The 20578-nt window shown below is 73.3% G+C and carries 21 protein-coding genes; 6 read left to right on the top strand and 15 right to left on the bottom strand.

Annotation, left to right across the window (positions count from 1 at the left end):
• The 4 genes from K6I33_RS13255 to K6I33_RS13240 all read right to left on the bottom strand — a co-directional run.
• A partial coding sequence (locus tag K6I33_RS13255; RefSeq protein ID WP_308297145.1) for a biotin/lipoyl-containing protein occupies positions 1-316 on the bottom strand: 316 nt, incomplete at its 3' end.
• Positions 317-365: 49 nt separating this feature from the next.
• Complete coding sequence (lpdA, locus tag K6I33_RS13250) at positions 366-1754, bottom strand: dihydrolipoyl dehydrogenase (protein ID WP_229351271.1); 1389 nt, start codon at positions 1752-1754, stop codon at positions 366-368.
• A 298-nt stretch (positions 1755-2052) separates the two neighbouring features.
• Positions 2053-3585 (bottom strand): leucyl aminopeptidase, encoded by a 1533-nt coding sequence (locus K6I33_RS13245; RefSeq protein WP_229351269.1) that lies wholly within the window; start codon positions 3583-3585, stop codon positions 2053-2055.
• Positions 3586-3718: 133 nt separating this feature from the next.
• The gene (locus K6I33_RS13240) at positions 3719-4522 is read right to left on the bottom strand and encodes an adenosylcobinamide-GDP ribazoletransferase (RefSeq protein WP_229351267.1); all 804 of its coding nucleotides are present in this window, start codon (positions 4520-4522) and stop codon (positions 3719-3721) included.
• 81 nt (positions 4523-4603) lie between these two features.
• On the opposite strand from K6I33_RS13240, the gene K6I33_RS13235 reads away from it, so the two are divergent.
• The gene (locus K6I33_RS13235) at positions 4604-5341 is read left to right on the top strand and encodes a hypothetical protein (protein ID WP_229351265.1); all 738 of its coding nucleotides are present in this window, start codon (positions 4604-4606) and stop codon (positions 5339-5341) included.
• Here K6I33_RS13235 and K6I33_RS13230 read toward each other — a convergent pair.
• The 7 genes from K6I33_RS13230 to K6I33_RS13200 all read right to left on the bottom strand — a co-directional run bounded on the left by K6I33_RS13230 (position 5301) and on the right by K6I33_RS13200 (position 12311).
• On the bottom strand, positions 5301-6059 hold the full coding sequence (locus K6I33_RS13230; protein WP_229351263.1) for a hypothetical protein: 759 nt from the start codon (positions 6057-6059) through the stop codon (positions 5301-5303). The genes K6I33_RS13235 and K6I33_RS13230 overlap by 41 nt on opposite strands.
• Complete coding sequence (locus tag K6I33_RS13225) at positions 6056-7831, bottom strand: phosphatidylglycerol lysyltransferase domain-containing protein (RefSeq protein WP_229351261.1); 1776 nt, start codon at positions 7829-7831, stop codon at positions 6056-6058. Before K6I33_RS13225 ends, K6I33_RS13230 begins: the two co-directional genes overlap by 4 nt.
• Before the next feature lie 78 nt (positions 7832-7909).
• On the bottom strand, positions 7910-8956 hold the full coding sequence (gene cobT, locus K6I33_RS13220) for a nicotinate-nucleotide--dimethylbenzimidazole phosphoribosyltransferase (RefSeq protein WP_229351259.1): 1047 nt from the start codon (positions 8954-8956) through the stop codon (positions 7910-7912).
• A 114-nt stretch (positions 8957-9070) separates the two neighbouring features.
• On the bottom strand, positions 9071-9757 hold the full coding sequence (locus K6I33_RS13215; RefSeq protein WP_229351257.1) for a response regulator transcription factor: 687 nt from the start codon (positions 9755-9757) through the stop codon (positions 9071-9073).
• Positions 9754-11064, bottom strand: coding sequence for a sensor histidine kinase (locus K6I33_RS13210; protein WP_229351255.1), 1311 nt, complete (start codon positions 11062-11064; stop codon positions 9754-9756). The genes K6I33_RS13215 and K6I33_RS13210 overlap by 4 nt, the downstream gene beginning before the upstream one ends.
• Positions 11065-11194: 130 nt before the next feature.
• Complete coding sequence (locus K6I33_RS13205; protein WP_229351253.1) at positions 11195-11473, bottom strand: hypothetical protein; 279 nt, start codon at positions 11471-11473, stop codon at positions 11195-11197.
• Positions 11474-11516: 43 nt separating this feature from the next.
• On the bottom strand, positions 11517-12311 hold the full coding sequence (locus tag K6I33_RS13200; protein WP_229351251.1) for a PspA/IM30 family protein: 795 nt from the start codon (positions 12309-12311) through the stop codon (positions 11517-11519).
• A 277-nt stretch (positions 12312-12588) separates the two neighbouring features.
• On the opposite strand from K6I33_RS13200, the gene K6I33_RS13195 reads away from it, so the two are divergent.
• Positions 12589-13182 (top strand): DUF3043 domain-containing protein, encoded by a 594-nt coding sequence (locus K6I33_RS13195; RefSeq protein WP_229351249.1) that lies wholly within the window; start codon positions 12589-12591, stop codon positions 13180-13182.
• 83 nt (positions 13183-13265) lie between these two features.
• Positions 13266-13973, top strand: coding sequence for a methyltransferase domain-containing protein (locus K6I33_RS13190; RefSeq protein ID WP_229351273.1), 708 nt, complete (start codon positions 13266-13268; stop codon positions 13971-13973).
• A 75-nt stretch (positions 13974-14048) separates the two neighbouring features.
• Here K6I33_RS13190 and K6I33_RS13185 read toward each other — a convergent pair whose 3' ends face one another.
• Positions 14049-14267, bottom strand: a complete 219-nt coding sequence (locus K6I33_RS13185) for a hypothetical protein (protein WP_229351247.1) — start codon at positions 14265-14267, stop codon at positions 14049-14051.
• A gap of 110 nt (positions 14268-14377) precedes the next feature.
• On the opposite strand from K6I33_RS13185, the gene K6I33_RS13180 reads away from it, so the two are divergent.
• Positions 14378-15583, top strand: coding sequence for a bifunctional adenosylcobinamide kinase/adenosylcobinamide-phosphate guanylyltransferase (locus K6I33_RS13180; protein ID WP_229351245.1), 1206 nt, complete (start codon positions 14378-14380; stop codon positions 15581-15583).
• A gap of 57 nt (positions 15584-15640) precedes the next feature.
• On the opposite strand, the gene nadA is transcribed toward K6I33_RS13180, so the two are convergent.
• Positions 15641-16819, bottom strand: a complete 1179-nt coding sequence (gene nadA / locus K6I33_RS13175; protein ID WP_229351243.1) for a quinolinate synthase NadA — start codon at positions 16817-16819, stop codon at positions 15641-15643.
• Between the two features lie 266 nt (positions 16820-17085).
• On the opposite strand from nadA, the gene erpA reads away from it, so the two are divergent.
• Positions 17086-17442, top strand: coding sequence for an iron-sulfur cluster insertion protein ErpA (gene erpA / locus K6I33_RS13170; RefSeq protein WP_229351241.1), 357 nt, complete (start codon positions 17086-17088; stop codon positions 17440-17442).
• 62 nt (positions 17443-17504) lie between these two features.
• Here erpA and K6I33_RS13165 read toward each other — a convergent pair whose 3' ends face one another.
• On the bottom strand, positions 17505-19031 hold the full coding sequence (locus K6I33_RS13165; RefSeq protein ID WP_229351239.1) for a hypothetical protein: 1527 nt from the start codon (positions 19029-19031) through the stop codon (positions 17505-17507).
• A 118-nt stretch (positions 19032-19149) separates the two neighbouring features.
• On the bottom strand, positions 19150-19377 hold the full coding sequence (locus K6I33_RS13160) for a hypothetical protein (RefSeq protein ID WP_229351237.1): 228 nt from the start codon (positions 19375-19377) through the stop codon (positions 19150-19152).
• Positions 19378-19558: 181 nt separating this feature from the next.
• Between K6I33_RS13160 and K6I33_RS13155 the strand changes: the two genes are divergently transcribed.
• A complete protein-coding gene (locus K6I33_RS13155; protein ID WP_229351235.1) occupies positions 19559-20533 on the top strand; it encodes a carbohydrate kinase family protein in 975 nt (324 codons plus the stop codon).
• The last annotated feature ends 45 nt before the right edge of the window (positions 20534-20578 follow it).

Below are 20578 nucleotides of genomic sequence, written 5' to 3'. Positions count from 1 at the left end.
GGGCCTCGGCGACCGGGGCCGGGGCCTCGGCGGCGGCAGGGACTGCGGCAGATTCAGCGGCAGCGGCGGGGGCGCTGGTGCCGTCGTCGATGACGGCCAGCTCGGAGCCGACCTCGACCGTCTCGTCCTCGGCCACCTTGATGGAGGCGAGGATGCCGGAGGCGGGGGCCGGGATCTCGGTGTCGACCTTGTCGGTGGAGACCTCGAGCAGCGGCTCGTCGGCCTCCACTCGCTCACCCTCGGCCTTCAGCCAACGGGTGACGGTGCCCTCGGTCACGCTCTCGCCGAGCGCCGGCAGGGTTACGGAAACCGCCATGATTGCGGTTGCTCCTTACGAGTAGTGCGGATGGTGGTGCGCTCGGGACTCAGTCGTGCGAGTGCAGCGGCTTGCCGGCCAGAGCCAGGTGGGCCTCGCCCATGGCCTCGTTCTGCGTCGGGTGCGCGTGGATGAGCTGGGCGACCTCGGCGGGCAGCGCCTCCCAGTTGTAGATCAGCTGGGCCTCGCCCACCTGCTCACCCATCCGGTCGCCGACCATGTGGACGCCGACCACGGCACCGTCCCGCACCTGGACGAGCTTGATCTCGCCCGCGGTCTTCAGGATCTTGCTCTTGCCGTTGCCGGCGAGGTTGTACTTCAGGGTGACGACCTTGTCGGCGCCGTACAGCTCCTTGGCCTTCGCCTCGGTGATACCGACGGAAGCGACCTCGGGGTGGCAGTACGTGACGCGCGGCACGCCGTCGTAGTCGACCGGCACGGGGTTCTGCCCGGCCAGACGCTCCGCTACCAGGATGCCCTCGGCGAAGCCGACGTGCGCGAGCTGGAGGGTCGGGACGAGGTCACCGACGGCCGAGATGGTCGGCACGTTGGTGCGCATGTACTCGTCGACGAGGACGTAGCCGCGGTCCATGGCGACCCCGGCCTCCTCGTAGCCCAGGCCCTGGGAGACCGGGCCGCGGCCGACGGCGACGAGCAGCAGCTCGGCCTCGAAGGTCTTGCCGTTCTCCAGGGAGACCTTCACGCCGTCGGCGGTGTACTCGACGCCGGAGAAGCGGGAGCCGAGGGCGAAGTTGATGCCGCGCTTGCGGAAGGCGCGCTCCAGCAGCTTGGAGCTGTTCTCGTCCTCGACCGGGACGAGGTGCGGCAGGGCCTCGACGATGGTGACGTCGGCGCCGAAGGACTTCCACGCGGAGGCGAACTCGACGCCGATGACGCCGCCGCCCAGCACGATCGCGGACTTCGGGACGCGGTCCAGGACCAGCGCGTGGTCCGAGGAGATGACGCGGTCGCCGTCGATGGTCAGGCCCGGCAGCGACTTCGGCACGGAGCCGGTGGCCAGCAGGACGTGGCGGCCGGTGATGCGCTGGCCGTTGACGTCGACGGAGGTGGGGGAGGACAGGCGGCCCTCACCGGTGATGTAGGTGACCTTGCGGGAGGCGACCAGGCCCTGGAGGCCCTTGTACAGGCCCGAGATCACGTCGTCCTTGTACTTGTGGACGCCCGCGATGTCGATGCCCTCCAGGGAGGCCTTGACACCGAACTGCTCGGCCTCGCGAGCGGCGTCGGCGACCTCACCGGCGTGCAGCAGCGCCTTGGTGGGGATGCAGCCGCGGTGCAGGCAGGTGCCGCCCAGCTTGTCCTTCTCGATCAGGGCGACGTCGAGACCCAGCTGGGCTCCACGCAGGGCGGCGGCGTAACCACCGCTGCCGCCTCCGAGGATCACTAGGTCGAAAACGGTGCTGGCGTCGTTCGCCACGTCACGTCCTCCATGCATGGTGCGCCGTCCGGTCATCGGTGACCGGGCGGCGGCTGTCGTACGGCCGCTTTGCTTCGGCCCTGTGATGGGTGGGCCCTGTCCTGCCGGGACAACATCTTCGCACTTGTTGACGGAGGGCGGGACGCCGGGCCGGGCCTGAGTGACGACTGATGCGTCACCTTCGGGGGTTACCAGTGCGTAGAAATGTGTGTTTTCGCCGCTGGCGAACATCCGCCGGGAAGCAACGCGACGCGGCCCCGGGGCATTCCCGGGGCCGCGTCGCTCAGACCCGGGGGCCTCAGCCGAGGTCGCCGTCGGCGGTGCGCTCCGCCAGCCGGACCAGGGTGCGGACGGCCGAGCCGGTGCCGCCCTTCGGGGTGTAGCCGTACGGGGCCTTCTCGTGGAACGCCGGGCCCGCGATGTCCAGGTGCGCCCAGGTGATGCCCTCGCCGACGAACTCCTTCAGGAACAGGCCGGCCACCAGGCCGCCGCCCATGCGGTCGCCCATGTTGGCCATGTCGGCGATCGAGGAGTCCATGGTCTTGCGCAGCTCGGCGGGGAGCGGCATCGGCCACGCCTGCTCGCCGACCTCCTCGGCGATCTCGTGGATCGCGGCGCGGAAGGCGTCGTCGTTGGCCATGACGCCGAAGGTGCGCTCGCCCAGCGCCAGGACCATGGCGCCGGTGAGGGTGGCGACGTCCACGATCGCGTCCGGGTTCTCCTCGGAGGCGCGGGTCAGGGCGTCGGCCAGCACCAGGCGGCCCTCGGCGTCGGTGTTCAGCACCTCGACGGTCTTGCCGCTGTACATCTTCAGCACATCGCCCGGACGGGTGGCGGTCCCGGACGGCATGTTCTCCGCGAGGGCCAGCCAGCCCGTGACGTTGACCTGAAGACCGAGCTTCGCGACGGCCACGACCGCGGCGAACACGGCGGCGGCGCCGCTCATGTCGCACTTCATGGTCTCGTTGTGGCCGGCCGGCTTCAGGGAGATGCCGCCCGAGTCGTAGGTGATGCCCTTGCCGACCAGGGCGAGGGTCTTCTCCGCCTTCGGGTGGGTGTAGGCGACGCGGACCAGGCGGGGCGGGTTGGCCGAGCCCTGGCCGACGCCCATGATGCCGCCGAAGCCGCCCTTGAGCAGCGCCTTCTCGTCCAGCACCTCGACCTTCAGACCGTGCTCCTTGGCGGCGGTCTGGGCCTCGGTGGCGAAGCTCTTGGGGAAGAGGTCGTTGGACGGGATGTTGATCAGGTCGCGGGCGCGGTTGACCTCGCCGGCCACGGCGGCGGCCCGCTCGACGGCGGCCTTGAAGGCCTTGTCGCGGGGCTTGCCGCCCAGGATCGCGGCCTCGGCCAGCGGCGCGCTCCTGTCGGCCTTGGCGGTCTCCTTCTTGCCGTCCGTGCCCCGGTACGACGTGAAGGAGTACGCGCCCATGATCGCGCCCTCGCCGATGGCGGCGACGGACTCGGCGTCCTCGACGGGCAGGGCGAAGGCGGCCTTCTTGACGCCGGCCAGCGCACGGGCGGCGGTGCCGGCCGCGCGGCGCAGCGCCTCCTCGGCGAAGCCCTCGTCCTCGGCGGGCAGCTCGCCCAGACCGACCGCCAGCACGACCGGGGCCTTCAGGCCGGACGGGGCGGGCAGCTTGGTGGCCTCGCCCTCGCCGCCGGAGGCGCCGAGGGTCTCCAGGACGGCGGCCAGCTTGCCGTCGAACGCCTGGTCCACGGCTTCGGCGCCGGGCGCGACGACGGGGCCCTTCGGGCCCTTCGCCACACCGACGACAACGGCGTCCGCGCGCAGCGTCGCCGCACTGGAAGTGCTGAGAGTCAGAGCAGTCACGGTGGTGGGTGTCCCTACTTCCGTTGAATTCTCGGCCGATAGTGGTGGGCCGGCCGCACCCAGTGATCGTATGCGCCGTGCACGGACCGTCCGGGCCCGGGCCGCCCGGCACGCGAGAGCGTATCCCCGGCGGTCACGCCCGGCCCAGGGCCAGGACGAGCAGGGCGGCCGTCGCGGCCGTCTCCGCGAGCGCCCCGAAGACGTCGCCGGTGACCCCGCCGAAGCGTCGCCGGCAGTGCCGCAGCAGCGCCTCGCCCGAGGTCAGGGCGAGCGTCACGGCCAGGGCGCAGCGCACCGCGTCGTACGGGCCCAGGAGCGCGCCCGCCCCGGCCGCGACGGCGGTGACGGCGGCCGCGGTCGCGTACGCGGCCGTCCGGGGGACGGCGCCCGCCACGGCGGCGCCCAGCCCCTCCGGGCGCGCGGCCGGCACGCCCGCGCGCGAGGCGAGGGTGAGGGCGCAGCGGGCCGCGAGGGCCGCCGTCACGGCGGCGAGGGCGCCGCGTGCCGGGTCCGCCTCGTAGGCCCGGGCGAGGGCCGCGGTCTGGCCGAGGAGGGCCAGCAGCAGGGTGATGACGCCGAACGGGCCGATGTCCGACTGCTTCATGATCCGCAGGGCGTCGGGGGCGGGCTTGCCGCTGCCGAGGCCGTCGGCGACGTCCGCGAGGCCGTCCAGGTGCAGTCCGCGGGTGAGCGCGGCCGGGACGGCGACGGCGGCCGCGGCGGCGAGCAGCGGGCCGCCGCCCAGCCACAGGAGCGCCAGGCCCGTGGCGGCGGCGCAGCCGCCGACCGCCAGCCCGGCCAGCGGTGCCGCCAGCATGCCGCCGCGCGCGGCGGCGCGGTCCCAGCGGGTGAGGCGCACGGGGAGGGCGGTGAGGGTGCCGAAGGCGAAGCGCAGGGCGTCCCCGGCGGTGGCGCGGGCTGAGGTCGTGTCGGTCATCGCGGGCAGGGTATCCCGCGCCCGGCGGCAGTATTTTTGCTTTACGGCCTGGTCAAGGCCGGTGTGGGAGCGGAGAGTCGGATGGGTCACTGGCTGGCACGCAACATCGTCGAGCCGGGCAAGCTGCCGCTGCTGCTGGCGCTCGGGGCCTTTGTGCTGACGTTCCTGGTGACCCGGGTCATCACCCGGCTGATCCGGGCGGGCAAGGGACCGTTCCGCAACATCCGCCCGGGCGGGCTGCATGTCCACCATGTGGTGCCGGGTGTGGTGCTGATGGTGGTCGGGGGCTTCGCGGCGGTCGCCGAGGGGCGGCACGGCTTCGGGGCGTCGCTCGCGGCGGTGCTCTTCGGCATGGGCGCGGGGCTGGTGCTGGACGAGTTCGCGCTGATCCTCCACCTGGACGACGTGTACTGGACCGAGCAGGGCCGCAAGAGCGTGGAGATCGTGGTGCTGACGGCGGCGCTGGTGGCGCTGGTGCTCGCGGGTTTCTCCCCGTTCGGGGTGAACGAGCTGACGCCCGACGAGCTCCAGAACCGCACCATCGTGGTGACCAACACCCTGGCCAACTTCCTGCTGGCGCTGGTCGCCCTGGCCAAGGGCAAGCCCCGGCTCGCACTGATCGGCGCGGTGGTGCCGCTGGTGGCGATCGTGGGCGCGGTGCGGCTGGCCCGGCCGGGCTCGCCCTGGGCCCGGCGCTTCTACCGGCGGCGGCCCCGGGCCCGCCGCCGGGCCCGGGTGCGCGCCTACCGGCACGACGCGCGCTGGGCGGCCGTGCGGATCAGGATTCACGACCTCCTGGCGGGCGCGCCGGATCGCTGAGCGCGCCCCCGGCGGGCACGCCGGGCCGCAGGTCGTGCTCACGGTGGGCGTCCCGGCGGGGCTTGCGCCGCCGGCGCAGCTCGTCGACGGCGCACATCACCAGGACCACCGTCATGGCGGCGATGTGCTCCTTGCCCGCCAGATTGGGCTTGACGATCACCTCGACCACCATGGCCGTCACCACCAGGCCGCAGGTGAACCAGGCCCGGTAGCGCCAGGAGACGTAGATCGCGAGGCCCACGACGGCCGCCGAGGGGCCGGTGTCGATGACCTTGGCGGCCTCCGGCGGCAGCCCCAGCGGCGAGCCGGGGCCGAGGTCGACGCCCAGCCGGGCGTACATCGTCCCCGCGAGGGTGGCGGTGTAGGCCACGGCCAGGGTGCGCCACTTGCCCAGGCACGCCTCGGCCAGGCCGAAGACGATCAGGATCTGGGCCAGCGCCCCCCACACCGGGAGGTCCAGCGCGGGCACGAACAGCGACAGGGGAGTGCGCAGCAGCGCGATCCACCAGGGCAGCTGCGCCTGGACGGAGCCGAGCCGCTGGACGGGCTCGTAGCCCCAGGACTGGTTCTGGATCACCTGGAAGACCGCCGTGAGGGCGACGGCCGTGAGCGTCATGGGCACGGCCGCGAACCGCTTACGGGTGAACGTCCCCCGTACGGCCGCGTACAGCGGGCCCCATTCGGTGCGCGCGGCGCGGAGCAGCGCCGCGCGGGTCATCGCCGGCTCTCCAGGTGTTTGCGATTGAGCCACTTGGGCAGGCCGGGAGCCTCCAGGAAGCCCTCGGCCCGGGCGGCGGCCACACCGATCCGCAGCAGGTCACTGCTCTTCTCGAACAGCATGAAACGAGGCTCCCAGATGGGGCGGTACTTCGCATTTGCTCGGTAGAGCGACTCGATCTGCCACCAGCGGGAGAAAAAGCTCAGCAGTGAGCGCCACATCCGCAGCACCGGGCCGGCGCCGAGCTTCGAGCCCCGTTCGAAGACGGACCGGAACATCGCGAAGTTCAGCGACACCTGGGTGACGCCGTGCTCCTTCGCCCGCTGGAGCAGCTCGATGACCATGAACTCCATCAGGCCGTTCTCGGAGTCCCGGTCACGGCGCATCAGGTCCAGCGACAGGCCCTTGGGGCCCCAGGGCACGAAGCTCAGCACCGCGCGCAGCTCACCGTCGCCGTCATGGCACTCCAGCATCACGCAGCGCCCGTCGTCCGGGTCGCCGAGGCGGCCCAGGGCCATGGAGAAGCCGCGTTCGGTCGCGCCGTCGCGCCAGTCGTCGGCGCGGCGCAGCAGCGTGGCCATCTCCTCCTCGGGGATGTCCTCGTGGCGCCGGATGGTGACGGTGTATCCGGCGCGCTTGACGCGGTTGTACGCCTGGCGGACGGTGCGCATGGCCCGGCCCTCCAGGGTGAACTCGGCGGTGTCGACGATCGCCTCGTCGCCGAGTTCGAGGGCGTCCAGGCCGTGCCGGGCGTAGATCGTGCCGCCCTCCTCGCTCGCGCCCATCACGGCGGGGATCCAGCCGTGCTCGCGGGCCTCGGCCAGCCAGGGCTCGATGGCGCCGGGCCAGGCCTCGGGGTCGCCGATGGGGTCGCCGGAGGCCAGCGAGACCCCGCCGATGGCGCGGTAGGTGACGGCGGCCTTGCCGGAGGGGGACCAGATGACGCTCTTCTCGCGGCGCAGCGCGAAGTAGCCCAGCGAGTCGCGGTCGCCCCACTTGCCGAGCAGCTCGCGCAGCCGCGACTCGTCCTCGGGGGTGAGGGGGTCGGCGGCGCGGCGGGAGCGGAAGGCCGCGAAGGCCACGCCGATCAGCAGGGCCGCGCTCATCACGTTGATGGTGACGTCGACCCAGCCGGGGGTGGCGATGCCCGCGTAGCGGGAGTCGTCGGCGGCGATGGAGATCAGCCGCATCACGCCGTAGTGCCAGCGGTCCAGGAAGGTGGAGCGCTGCTCGTCGGTGGACTCGTTGGTGATCGTCACCAGCCCGGCCGCCAGCAGCGAGGTGACCAGCAGGCCGGCCGCCGCGACGGCGGTGGCGAGCTTGGGGTTGGAGCGGTCGCCCTTGGCGTAGAACTCCCGGCGGCCCACCAGCAGGGCGAGGGTGAACAGGGCGGTGACGATCAGGGAGAACCAGTTCAGCGGGTGCCGGCGGAACTCCGGGAAGAACATCACGAACGCCAGCACCAGCAGGAGCAGGCCCGCCAGCACCAGGTTGAGGATCCACGCCGCCCGCTTGCGCCGGCGCATGGTGATCGCCATGAACACCGACACCACCGCCGGCGAGAAGCCCGCCGTCAGCAGGTAGGGCGTGAAGAACTCGTCGACGTTGTGCCTGCGGATGTCGGCGCCGAAGGACACCCAGACCGCGCCGAGCAGGTTGACGAACGTAACGGCACGCAGGTACCAGACGGCGAAGCCGGCGGCTCGCCGCCGCCGGGTCGCGCCTCGGTCGCTGTGGACGCCCTCATCCGGAGTCAAGCGGACTTCTCCCATGAAAAGTGAGCATATGGGGCACCTTCTGCGGGGAATTCCGTGCGCTCACCGTGATCCGCCGGCCCGTCACGGCCGGCGTCAGGAGCGCTCGGGAAGCTCCGCCGCCAGGGCCGCGGCCGCCTGCACCAATGGCAGGGCGAGCAGCGCCCCTGTCCCCTCGCCCACTGTGACGCCCTGATCGAGCAGAGGGTTGAGCGCCATCCGCTCCAGCGCCTTCGCCTGCGCCGGATCACCGCCGGTCTGCCCCGCCAGCCACCAGTCCGGCGCCCGGAAGGCCACCCGCTGGCCCACCAGCGCGCACGCGGCGGAGACCACACCGTCGAGGATCACCGGCGTCCGGCGCACCGCGCTCTGGAGCAGGAACCCGGTCATCGCGGCCAGGTCCGCGCCGCCCGTCGCGGCCAGCAGCGCCAGCTGGTCGCCCAGGACCGGGCGGGCCCGGCGCAGCGCGTCCCGGATCGCGGCGCACTTGCGCATCCAGGCCAGGTCGTCGATGCCGAAGCCACCCCGGCCGGTGACCACGGACGCGTCCGTGCCGCACAGCGCCCCGATCAGGGCGCCCGCCGCCGTGGTGCCGCCCACGCTCAGATCGCCCAGGACGACGAGGTCGGTGCCGGAGTCGGCCTCCTCGTCGGCGAGCGCCATGCCCGTGCGGAACGCCCGCTCGGCCTCCTCGGCGGTCAGCGCGTCCTCGCTGTCGATCCGGCCCGAGCCGCGCCGCACCCGGTGCCGCGTGACCTCCTCGGGCAGCTCCGCCGGGTCGCAGTCCACCGCCATGTCGATCACGCGCAGCCCCACGCCGAAGCGGCGGGCCAGGATCGCGACGGTGCTCGTGCCGTCGAGGGTCGCGCGGACCAGCTCGGCCGCCCCGCCCTTCGGACCGCCCGACACACCCAGGGCCGCGACCCCGTGGTCGCCCGCGAACAGCAGCGCCCTGGGCCGCTCGACCGGCTTCACCGGCACCGTGCCCTGGGCGGCGGCGAGCCACTCGCCCAGCTCGTCCAGCCGGCCCAGCGCACCGGGGCGCGGGCCCAGGCGCGCCCGCCGCGCCTCGGCGTCACGCCGGGCGGCGGAGTCGGGGCGCTCGATCAGCGTGGCGAACTCATCCAGATTCAGACCGCTCATCCGCGACACACTACCGTTCCTGTGCAAGTTGGCCAGTGCCGTCCAACTTGCCCTATTCCAGGCGTCACTGGGGCGGTGCCGGGGCGGGGCCGCCACCGCCGGCCCCGTCGCAGGTCAGCCCACCCCCGGCCGGACCAGCCCCGACTCGTACGCGATGACCACCAGCTGCGCCCGGTCGCGCGCGCCGAGCTTGGCCATCGCCCGGTTGACATGCGTCTTGACGGTCAGGGGGCTGACCGAGAGCCGCCCCCCGATCTCCTCGTTGGACAGCCCTCCGGCCACGTGCGTCAGCACCTCCCGCTCCCGCCCGGTGAGCGCCGTCAGCCGCTCGGCGCGCTCCGCCGGGGGCGCGGCGTGGCCCTCGCCCTGCGCCAGGAACGTCGCGATCAGCCCCTTCGTCGCCGTGGGCGACAGCAGGGCCTCGCCGGCCGCCGCGATCCTGATCGCCGCCAGCAGCTCGTCGGGCTCCGCGCCCTTGCCGAGGAACCCGGACGCGCCCGCGCGCAGCGACTCCACCACGTACTCGTCGACCTCGAACGTCGTCAGCATCACCACCCGCACGGCCGCCAGCGCCGGGTCGGAGCAGATCGCCCGGGTCGCGGCCAGCCCGTCCGTGCCCGGCATCCGGATGTCCATCAGGACCACGTCGGGCGTGTGCGCGCGGGCGAGGGCCACCGCCCGCTCGCCGTCCGCCGCCTCGCCCACCACCCGCATGTCCGGCTCGGAGTCCACCAGTATCCGGAACGCGCTGCGCAACAACGCCTGGTCGTCGGCCAGGAGAACCGTGATCGGATCGCTCATGCGCTCACCCTAGGGGCGGGTGCGCCGGGGCCCGGCAGGGGCAGCACCGCGCACACCCGGAAGCCCGGCGTGCCCGGCCCGCGGGGGCCCGCCGCGCAGCTCCCGCCGAGCGCGACGGCCCGCTCCCGCATGCCGAGCAGCCCGTGGCCGCCCGCCTCCGCCGCGCCGTCCGCCGGGACCCGCGCGGCCTCGGGGCGCTTCCCGCCGTCGTCCACCACCGTCAGCTCCAGGGCGTAGGCGCCCCGGCGCAGCCGCACCTCGGCCCGCGCGCCGGGGCCCGCGTGCTTGTGCACATTGGTCAGCGCCTCCTGGAGCACGCGATAGGCCGTCAGATCGACCGCCCCCGGCAGCGCCCCCACGGCGGCCGCGGCCGCCTCCGCGCCCATGGCGCCGCCGGTCGCCCCGGGCGTCGCCGGGACGGCGACGACACCGACGGACAGGCCCACCCGGGCGAAGCCCTCGACGAGCCGCCCGAGGTCGCCCAGGCCCGGCGCCGGCTCGGTGGGGGCCGCCGGGTCGCCGTACTGCCGCAGCAGTCCGACGGTCGCGCGGAGCTCGGCGAGGGCCGAGCGGCCGGCCTCCCGGACATGCGCGAGGGCCTCCTTGGCCTGCTCGGGGCGGCTGTCCATGATGTGCGAGGCCACGCCCGCCTGGACGTTGACGAGCGCGATGTGATGGGCGACGACGTCATGGAGCTCACGGGCGATGCGCAGCCGCTCCTCGGCCACCCGGCGGCGGGCCTCCTCCTCACGGGTGCGCTCCGCCCGCACGGCCCGCTCCTCGATGGCCGCGACGAAGGCCCGGCGGCTGCGGACGGCGTCCCCCGCCGCGCCGGCCAGCCCGGTCCAGGCCATGAGGCCGAAGTTCTCCTGCGCGTACCAGGGCGGGGCGCCCAGGAGCATCACCACACCGGTGAGCGCGGTGACGGTGGTGACGACGGTCCGCAGCGCGGCGGGGCGCTCGCTGCGGACGGCCACCGTGTAGAGCGCGACCGCGGCGCTCATGGCGATCGTGGTGCGCGGCGGCCCGTCGCCCCGGGTGAGCACGACGGCCAGGACCGTCAGCCCGCACGTCGCCCCGAGGACCGCGCGGGGCGCCCGGCGGCGCAGCACCAGGGCGCCGCAGGCGGCGGCGGACAGCAGCAGGAACACGGCGCCCGGCGGATGCCGCTCGGCGCGCGGCGCCAGGAACGCGCCCACGACGACGAGGCATAAGACGAGGCCGGACAGGAGGGTGTCGGCGGCGAGCGGATGGCCGCTCAGCCAGCGGCGCGGACGGGCGAGGCCCGTGGCGGCGAGGGAGTTCATCGCGATCCCATCGGAGGTACGGAGACCGGCCGCGCCCCCGTTCCCGGGGGGAACGAGGGCGCGGAGGCATGCCGGAGTGCCGTGGTGGCGCGCCGCCCGGCGGGGCTTCGGCGGGCCCGGCCGGGAAACGTCAGCCGGGGATCAGGCCGTCGTCGCTGAGCATCTGCCGGACCTCTTCGAGCGAGGCGTCGGGCGCGGGCAGGATCAGCTCGGAGGGCTCCAGGGCGTCGTCGGGCAGTGGAGTGCCCAGCCGGCGCACGGCGTCGAGCAGCGCCCCCAGCGTGCGCCGGAAGCCTTCCTCGTCGCCGCTCTCCATCTCCTCGAGCAGCTCGTCGTCCAGGCTGTTGAGCTCGGTGAAGTGGCTGTCGGCCAGCTTCACCTGGCCCTCCCCCATGATCCGTACGATCATGACGGTCTCTCCCTTGCTCGGGTCGGCTCCCGCTCGGCGCGGCTCAGCTCTTGTCGAAACGCGGCCGGTCCTGCGGCTGGGCCTGCTGCGCCTGCCCGGCGGACCCGCCCTCGATGGCCTGCTTGGCGGCGGTGCCGCCGGCCAGCTCGGCCTTCATCCGCTGGAGCTCGATCTCCACGTCCGAGCCGCTCGAGAGCCGGTCGAGCTCGGCGGTGATGTCGTCCTTGGCCATGCCGGTCGGGTCGTCGAGCGCGCCCGAGGCCAGCAGCTCGTCGATGGCGCCCGCGCGGGCCTGGAGCTGCGCGGTCTTGTCCTCGGCCCGCTGGATGGCCAGGCCGACGTCGCCCATCTCCTCGGAGATGCCGGAGAACGCCTCGCCGATCCGGGTCTGGGCCTGGGCGGCCGTGTAGGTCGCCTTGATGGTCTCCTTCTTCGTCCGGAAGGCGTCCACCTTGGCCTGGAGGCGCTGGGAGGCGAGCGTGAGCTTCTCCTCCTCGCCCTGGAGCGTCCGGTGCTGCGTCTCCAGATCGCTGACCTGCTGCTGGAGCGCGGCACGACGGGTCAGCGCCTCACGCGCCAGATCCTCCCGGCCGAGCGCCAGGGCCTTGCGGCCCTGCTCCTCCAGCTTTCCGGACTGGCTCTGGAGCTGGTTGAGCTGGAGCTCCAGACGCTTGCGGGACGTGGCCACGTCGGCGACGCCGCGCCGCACCTTCTGCAGCAGCTCCAGCTGCTTCTGGTACGAGTAGTCGAGGGTCTCGCGCGGATCCTCGGCCCGGTCCAGGGCCTTGTTGGCCTTCGCGCGGAAGATCATCCCCATCCGCTTCATGACACCGCTCATGGGCCTCGCGCGCCCCCTTCTGACCGACCTTGGCTCGGGCTTAGGCTCCGGCACAACTTTCAGAACCCACAGTACGGGCCCCGCTTCCATTACCGCACTGTCCGGGCCCGGATGCGCTCCTCCTCCAGGACGATCAGGACCGGGCCGCCTCACGCGCAAGGAGGAGTGGAAAACCCGGGGGAGGGGAGGCGCGGGCGCCGGGGCGCACGCCGGTCGTTGCCGGATCGTGCCCGGCCGGACCGCGATCGGGCACGGAAAGCCCGTACCCTTGGGTCCCGTGTTCCGAAGCCGTTCGAAAGCGCAGGCCGCGACCCCCGAGGTGACCGCGGACCAGCCGAAGAAGCCCCGTGACCCGCAGGCGCCCAAGGGCCGCCCCACGCCCAAGCGCAGCGAGGCCAACTCGCAGCGCCGCACCCTGGCCGCCACCCCGGCCAACCGCAAGGAGGCGGCCAAGCGCGCCCGCGAGGCCCGCCGAGTGGACATGGCCAAGCAGCGCGAGGCCCTGGCCAGCGGTGACGAGCGCTATCTGCCCGCCCGCGACAAGGGACCGGTGCGCTCCTACGTCCGCGACTTCGTCGACGCGCGCTACTCGGTCGCCGAGTTCTTCCTGCCGCTGGCCGTGCTCATCCTCGTACTGAGCATGATCAACCGCGGCGCCTTCCAGGCGTACGTCCTGCTCGCGTGGCTGGTGGTGATCCTCCTGATCGTCATCAACTCCGTGATCACGGGCATCACCCTCAAGCGCGCCCTCAAGCAGCGCTTCCCCGACGAGAACCTGCGCGGAGCCGTCCCCTACGGCCTGATGCGCACCCTCCAGATGCGCCGGCTGCGCCTGCCCAAGCCGAAGGTCAAGCGCGGGGAGAAGCGCTGAGCGCCTTCGCTTCGGGCTTCGGGGGCGGCGCCACAGGGTGGCTGGGCGGGCTCGGGGGAGTGCGGAACACCGTTCGTCAGGAACTGGTCGCCCGCCAGATCGACGAGCAGATAGCCGGCCGGTTCCCGGTCGGCCGTCGGCTGCGCGTCCTCGACGTCGGCCTCGGCCAGGGCACCCAGGCGCTGCGCCTGGCCCGTGCCGGCCATGAGGTCACCGGCCTGGAACCGGACCCCGAGATGATCGCCGCGGTCCGCGCGGCGCTGGCGGGCGAGCCCGAGGGCATCCGGGAACGGGTGCGGCTGATCGAGGGCGACGGCCGCGACACGGGCGCCCACTTCCTGCCGGGCGCCTTCGACGTCGTGCTCTGCCACGGCGTCCTGATGTACGTGGCGGAGCCGGACCCGCTGCTCGCGGGGCTGGCCCGGGTGCTCGCCCCGGGCGGGCTGCTCTCCCTGCTCGTCCGCAACGCGGACGCGCTGGCGATGCGGCCGGGTCTCTCCGGCGACTTCACCACCGCGCTGCGGGCCTTCGACTCGCCCGCCTACACCAACCGCCTCGGCCTGGAGGTCCGCGCGGACCGCCGGGAGACGCTGACGGCGACGCTCGCGGGGATCGGGGCGCCGCTGCACGCGTGGTACGGGGTGCGGGTCTTCTCCGACCTCGCGCCGGACGGGGCGGCCGCGCCCACGGACCTCGACGGCCTTCTGGCCGCGGAGGAACGTGCGGGGCGCACGGACCCGTACCGCGGCGTGGCGGCGCTGCTGCACCTGTGCGGGGTGCGGGGCGGCTGAGCTTTCCGGGGCTCCGCCCCGGCCCCGGTCCTCAAACGCCGGACGGGCTGACTTTGTCAGCCCGTCCGGCGTTCGTCAGCCGGCGTCCGCCGCCTCATGGAGGCTCATCGGCGCCGCGTAGATCTCCGTGTCGTCCTCGAAGAGGCGGACCTGGTCGACGCCGCCGTCGAGCAGGGCGCGCCACTCCTCGCCGATCCAGGACTCCGCGTCCCCCTGCGTCGTGAACTCCTCCGGCTCCACCGGCGGCACCGTCTCCGTCCCGTCGGCCTTCTCGAACCGCCATGTCCACGCCATGTCCGCCTCCTGGGCGATCGGGGAACCTCTGCGGTCGCAGCCTAACGGTCACCGGTGACGCGGAGTAGTGATGGATCGCGCCGGGCCCGCCGACGCGAGACGATCAGGGGGTGGAACTGACTCTCCTCGGCACCGGGGCCCCCGAGGGCCTGCCGCGCCCCGACTGTCCCTGTGCCGCCTGCGCCTGTGCCGTGGGGGACGAGGCACGGGCCGCGACGTCCCTGCTCGTCGACGGCGCGCTGCTGCTGGACCTCACCCCCGGGCCCGCCTTCGCCGCCGCCCGCGCGGGGCGGACGATCGCGGGGGTGCGCCAGGTGCTGCTCTCCCACCCGCACGACGGCCCCGCCGTGGAGTTCCCCGCCGGGCTGCCCGCGCCGGTGCGGGTGCCGGACGGGCGCGAGCTGTCGGTGATCAGCGGGCACCGGGTCCGGGCCATGGCGCTGGACGCGCCGGGCACGGGGTACGAGGTGACGGCGCCGGACGGCGAGCGGCTGCTCTATCTGCCGCCGGGCGCCGCGCCCGCCGGGCTGTCGCAGACCACACGGCCCGGCCCGTACGGGATGGTGCTGCTCGATGTGCTCGGGCGGCCCGACGCGCTGGCCCGGCTGCGGGAGACGGGGGCGGCGGGCTCGACGACCGACGTCATCGGCGTCCACCTGGACCATGACGTGCCGCCCGGCCGGGAGCTCCACCGCCGGCTGGCGGCGGCGGGGGCGCGCACGGTGGCGGACGGCACCACACTCGTCGTCGGCGACTACCACGCCGTACCGGACCTGCCCCGGCGGACGCTCGTCGTGGGCGGTGCCCGGTCGGGCAAGTCCGTGGAGGCCGAGCGGCGGCTGGAGTCCTTCCCCGAGGTCCTCTACGTGGCCACGAGCGGCACCCGTGAGGGCGACGAGGACTGGGCGGCGCGCGTCGCCCACCACCGCGAGCGCCGGCCGGGCTCCTGGCGCACGGTCGAGACCTGCGATCTCGTCCCGCTGCTGGCCGCCGACGGCCCTCCGATGCTGATCGACTGCCTGGCGCTGTGGCTGACCGACGCGATGGACTCCGTCGGCGCGTGGGACGACGAGAAGTGGGCCGACGGCGGCGCGGAGGCCCTGGCCGGGCGGGTGGCGGCGCTGGTCGCCGCGATACGGGCCACCCGGCGGACGGTGGTGCTGGTCAGCAATGAGGTGGGCTCGGGCGTGGTGCCGGCGACGGCGTCGGGGCGGCGCTTCCGCGACGAGCTCGGCCGGCTCAACGCGGCGGTCGGCGACGAGTGCGAGCACCTGCTGCTGGTGGTGGCGGGGCAGGCGCTGCCCCTGAGGGGCTGACGACGGAGGCCCCGCACCGGATGGTGCGGGGCCTCTGCTGTCGGAGACGTCGGCCGGTTACGGCAGCGCCAGCATCCGCTCCAGCGCCAGCTTCGAGTATCGCGCGACCTCGGGGTCGACCTGGATGCGGTTGACGACCTTGCCCTCCGCGAGGGACTCCAGGGCCCACACCAGGTGCGGCAGGTCGATCCGGTTCATCGTCGAGCAGAAGCAGACCGTCTTGTCGAGGAAGACGATCTCCTTGCCCTCACTGGCGAAACGGTTCGCCAGGCGGCGGACCAGGTTCAGCTCGGTGCCGATGGCCCACTTGGAGCCGGCCGGGGCGGCCTCCAGCGCCTTGATGATGTACTCCGTCGAGCCGACGTAGTCGGCGGCGGCCACGACCTCGTGCCGGCACTCGGGGTGCACCAGGACGTTGACGCCCGGGATGCGCTCGCGCACGTCGTTGACCGAGTCGAGGGAGAAGCGGCCGTGCACCGAGCAGTGCCCGCGCCACAGGATCATCTTCGCGGCGCGCAGCTCCTCGGCGGTCAGCCCGCCGTTCGGGCGGTGCGGGTTGTAGACGACGCAGTCCTCCAGCGACATGCCCATGTCGCGGACGGCGGTGTTGCGGCCCAGGTGCTGGTCGGGCAGGAAGAGGACCTTCTCGCCCTGCTCGAAGGCCCAGGTCAGGGCGCGCTCGGCGTTGGAGGAGGTGCAGATGGTGCCGCCGCGCTCGCCGGTGAAGGCCTTGATGTCGGCGGAGGAGTTCATGTAGGAGACCGGGACGGTCACATCGGCTATGCCGGCCTCCGTCAGCACGTCCCAGCACTCGGCGACCTGCTCGGCGGTGGCCATGTCGGCCATCGAGCAGCCCGCGGCCAGGTCCGGCAGGACGACCTGCTGGGCGTCGGTGGTGAGGATGTCCGCGGACTCGGCCATGAAGTGCACACCGCAGAAGACGATGTACTCGGCGTCGGGCCGGGCGGCCGCGTCGCGCGCGAGCTTGAAGGAGTCGCCGGTGACGTCCGCGAACTCGATGACCTCGTCGCGCTGGTAGTGGTGGCCGAGGACGAAGACCTTGTCCCCGAGCTTCGCCTTGGCCGCGCGGGCGCGCTCCACCAGGTCCGGGTCGGACGCCGCCGGCAGGTCGCCGGGGCACTCCACGCCGCGCTCGCTCCGGGGGTCGGACTCCCGCCCGAGCAGCAGGAGGGCGAGGGGGGTGGGCTGGACATCCAAGGGCTGGGCGGTGGTCACGACACGCACCCTTTCTGTTCTGCGGACGGCGCGTGCGGACCTCCCGCCGAGCCTTGTCGTCAATTTGACGCTATCTATCATAACTGGTTCACGTCACTTTGACGATGGCCATAGCGTCGATGTGACGCATTCCCGTTCGGCCGACCGGTGTGCGAGCATGAAAGACGGACATCACAGTCCACGCCCGGAATGAATCCGGGACCTCGGCGGTTGCTGGCGAGAGCAAGCAGTCCGCACCCGTACCGAACGACCCGGGAGTGAAGCAGATGTCCGTTCAGGACGAGAAGACCACGGTGAGCGACGGCATTCTCCTGTCCGACGCCGCTGCCGCGAAGGTCAAGACCCTGCTGGAGCAGGAGGGCCGCGACGACCTCGCCCTGCGCGTCGCCGTCCAGCCGGGCGGCTGCTCCGGTCTGCGTTACCAGCTCTTCTTCGACGAGCGCGCGCTCGACGGTGACGTCGTCAAGGACTTCGACGGTGTGAAGGTCGTCACCGACCGCATGAGCGCCCCGTACCTGGGCGGCGCCTCCATCGACTTCGTCGACACCATCGAGAAGCAGGGCTTCACGATCGACAACCCCAACGCCACCGGCTCCTGCGCCTGCGGCGACTCCTTCAGCTAAGACCACCGCGAAGGGCGGCACCCCCACCGGGGGGTGCCGCCCTTCGTCGTTCCCGCGTCACATCACTTCTGCTGCTGCTCCCGTACGGTCTCGCCCGTCCCCAGGTCCACGACCTTGCGGTCGTCCAGCGGCCGGTCCAGCGTCACCGTCGTGTCGAAGCGCTTGAGCATCATCACGCAGTACCGGCCCGGCTCCTTCTCCGTGCCCGTGACCTTCACCGTCACCGCCGCCCCGGACTCCTCCTTCGACGCGGAGTAGTCGCTGCACACCCCGCCCCAGAAGCGCAGCGTCAGCTTCCTGCCGCCGTCGGTCGCGGTGTACGACTCCACGCGCACCACCCCGGACTTCGCCGGACCGGCCCCCGGCGTCCCGCCCGGCCGGCCCGGCGGGGGAGCGCTCTGCCGGGCGATGAACCTCGGGTCCACGGCCGGCTGGGCGATCGTGACCGTGTCGCCCTTGCCGCCGCCCGGCAGATCGGCCGTGAACAGCCACGAGGGCACCAGCGCCGGGCGCCCGCCGACGTACTGCGCGGACAGCCCCGGCACCGCGTCGCGCACGGTGACCGCCGAGGGCGGCTCCGGCTTCCTCTCGCAGGGCACCGCCGCGTCGTCCTTGTACGGCACCGGCGTCGCGCAGCCGCCGATGGCCGGAGTGCCCGGCGCCGGGCCCTTGTTGAGCTCGTCCAGGGCCTGAGTGGCGGTCAGCAGCGGATAGCTCGCGCCCTTCGCCGGCAGCAGCAACCGCCCGCTGCCCCCCACCAGTTGCGCGTCGGACCCGACCCGCAGACTGGTCTGCCAGCCGTAGGTGGGCAGGGAGTCCACCACCGGGTCGGCGGTGACGGTCCGTACGGCCCCGTACGTCTTGCGGGCGTCGGTTTTCGCGCCGTCCAGGCCCAGGGCCTTGAGCACGGGCGCGGCCACGCTCTTCGCCTTTTCCTCCGGCACGGGCTGCGAGGCCGCCGGGTCCGGGGGGAGGGACGGGACGCCGTCCCGGAAGGACGGGCAGTCCGGGGAGTCCGTGGCCTTCTTGGGTCCCGCGCCCGGCGGGTGCTCGCAGTGGGCCCCGCCCGGCACGCCGTAGCGCGAGTACGCCCAGTCGCCCGGGCCCTTGCGGCCCACCTGAAGGGTGGGGCCCGCCGCGTCGGGGGAGCCGCCGACCGTCCAGGTGTCCTGGACCAGCCGGGGCGTGCCCGCGACCCCGAGGGCCTTGGCGAGCGCCGCCACCCGGTCGGCGGTCACCTCGCGGTCGGCCACGCGCACGGCGCCGCTCCGCGGCCCGTCCGGCAGCTTGCCCTCCGCCCGGTAGCGCACCCCGTGGGGGTCCGGCTCGCCGACCGCGATGCCCTGGGACGGGCCGCCGGAGCCGCTCGTACGGCCGTAGCCGTCCAGCGCGAGCGGTGGGGGAGTGCCCCCGGCGTCGGCCGCCCGGGGCGGGGTGCCGCCACCACCGCCCGACGCCGTCGCCGCCCAGTACGCGCCTCCTCCGCCCGCCAGCAGCACCGCCGCCGCCACCGACGCCACCGCCAGCGGCGAGTGCCTGCGCCGCCGATTCTCGGGGCTGCCGCCCGGACCGCCGCCCTCGGTGCTCACCGCATCGCTCCTTCGCTCCGCTCAAAGTGATGTACAGCCGCATCCCCCGGGAGGGGGACGCCGCTTGGACGGAGCGCAGGAGCGAGCGGTTCCACCGGGAGTGGCCCCGGTGGGTGGTTCAGTCGCCGTACTCGGACATTCCGTCCAGCAGCCGGGCCGACCGGGCGGGCACCGAGACCCCGTGGATCAGTGAGATCGGTGTCCTCCCCACCCGGCGGGTCTCCCGGGAAGCGGGGGGAACGGTCCAGTCGCGTGCCATCCGGGCGCAGTCCTCGCGCAGCTCGGCCAGTGACTCCGGGTCGGGTGCGGAGACGTGCGGAGTGACGTCCTTCACAGTCTTCGGCATATCCGCACCGTACGCACGGAAGAGCCCGCGATGAAAGACCTACTATTAGGTAGATTTACGTACCGAGTGGCGGGAAGCGGACCTGGTCATCCGTCCGGGACCCGGTAGCGTGGTGTGGCTCTGCTTGAGAGCCGTCGTTCTTTGTCACCCGCCGTTACCGCCCCCAGGGAGCAGACCCGTCGTGCGTATCGCTGTCACCGGCTCCATCGCCACCGACCACCTGATGACCTTCCCCGGCCGCTTCGCCGATCAGCTCGTGGCGGACCAGCTGCACACGGTCTCCCTCTCCTTCCTCGTCGACGAGCTCGACGTCCGGCGCGGCGGCGTGGGCCCGAACATCTGCTTCGGCATGGGCCTGCTCGGCCTGAAGCCGGTCCTGGTGGGCGCCGCCGGCGCGGACTTCGCGGACTACCGCGCCTGGCTCGACCGCCACGGCGTCGACACGGCCTCCGTCCACATCTCCGAGGTCCTCCACACCGCCCGCTTCGTGTGCACCACGGACACCGACCACAACCAGATCGCGTCCTTCTACACCGGCGCGATGAGCGAGGCCCGGCAGATCGAGCTCCAGCCCGTCGCCGACCGCGTCGGCGGCCTGGACCTGGTCCTCATCGGCGCGGACGACCCCGAGGCGATGCTGCGCCACACCGAGGAGTGCCGCTCCCGCGCCATCCCCTTCGCGGCCGACCCCTCCCAGCAGCTGGCCCGCCTCGACGGCGACGACATCCGGGTGCTGATCGACGGCGCGACGTACCTCTTCACCAACGAGTACGAGAAGGCGCTCATCGAGTCCAAGACGGGCTGGACGGGCGAGGAGATCCTGGCCAAGGTCGGCACCCGCGTCACCACGCTGGGCGCCCAGGGCGTGCGCATCGAGCGCCTCGGCGAGCCGGTGATCGAGGTCGGCCCCGCCCAGGAGGAGGCCAAGGTCGACCCGACGGGCGTGGGCGACGCCTTCCGCGCGGGCTTCCTCGCGGGCCTCACCTGGGAGCTGTCCCTGGAGCGCGCGGCCCAGCTGGGCTGCATGCTCGCGACGCTCGTCATCGAGACGCTGGGCACGCAGGAGTACGAGCTGCGGCGCGGCCACTTCATGGAGCGGTTCGCGAAGGCGTACGGGCACGAGGCGGCCGCCGAAGTCCAGGCCCACCTGGCCTGACCCTCCCCTGTGGGGGGCTCCGCCCCCCACAGGGGAGGGTCAGGC

The organism is Streptomyces sp. UNOB3_S3 (assembly GCF_020740895.1).
Taxonomy (GTDB): domain Bacteria; phylum Actinomycetota; class Actinomycetes; order Streptomycetales; family Streptomycetaceae; genus Streptomyces.
The sequence above is the reverse complement of the archived record's forward strand: the minus strand, read 5'-3'. Positions and strand labels throughout refer to the sequence as shown.

Coding starts and splice junctions, on each gene's coding strand:
- K6I33_RS13240 (WP_229351267.1), bottom strand. CDS start 4,522: ATGACCGACACGACCTCAGCCCGCGCCACCGCCGGGGACGCCCTGCGC.
- K6I33_RS13235 (WP_229351265.1), top strand. CDS start 4,604: ATGGGTCACTGGCTGGCACGCAACATCGTCGAGCCGGGCAAGCTGCCG.
- K6I33_RS13230 (WP_229351263.1), bottom strand. CDS start 6,059: ATGACCCGCGCGGCGCTGCTCCGCGCCGCGCGCACCGAATGGGGCCCG.
- K6I33_RS13225 (WP_229351261.1), bottom strand. CDS start 7,831: ATGGGAGAAGTCCGCTTGACTCCGGATGAGGGCGTCCACAGCGACCGA.
- cobT (WP_229351259.1), bottom strand. CDS start 8,956: ATGAGCGGTCTGAATCTGGATGAGTTCGCCACGCTGATCGAGCGCCCC.
- K6I33_RS13215 (WP_229351257.1), bottom strand. CDS start 9,757: ATGAGCGATCCGATCACGGTTCTCCTGGCCGACGACCAGGCGTTGTTG.
- K6I33_RS13210 (WP_229351255.1), bottom strand. CDS start 11,064: ATGAACTCCCTCGCCGCCACGGGCCTCGCCCGTCCGCGCCGCTGGCTG.
- K6I33_RS13205 (WP_229351253.1), bottom strand. CDS start 11,473: ATGATCGTACGGATCATGGGGGAGGGCCAGGTGAAGCTGGCCGACAGC.
- K6I33_RS13200 (WP_229351251.1), bottom strand. CDS start 12,311: ATGAGCGGTGTCATGAAGCGGATGGGGATGATCTTCCGCGCGAAGGCC.
- K6I33_RS13185 (WP_229351247.1), bottom strand. CDS start 14,267: ATGGCGTGGACATGGCGGTTCGAGAAGGCCGACGGGACGGAGACGGTG.
- erpA (WP_229351241.1), top strand. CDS start 17,086: ATGTCCGTTCAGGACGAGAAGACCACGGTGAGCGACGGCATTCTCCTG.
- K6I33_RS13160 (WP_229351237.1), bottom strand. CDS start 19,377: ATGCCGAAGACTGTGAAGGACGTCACTCCGCACGTCTCCGCACCCGAC.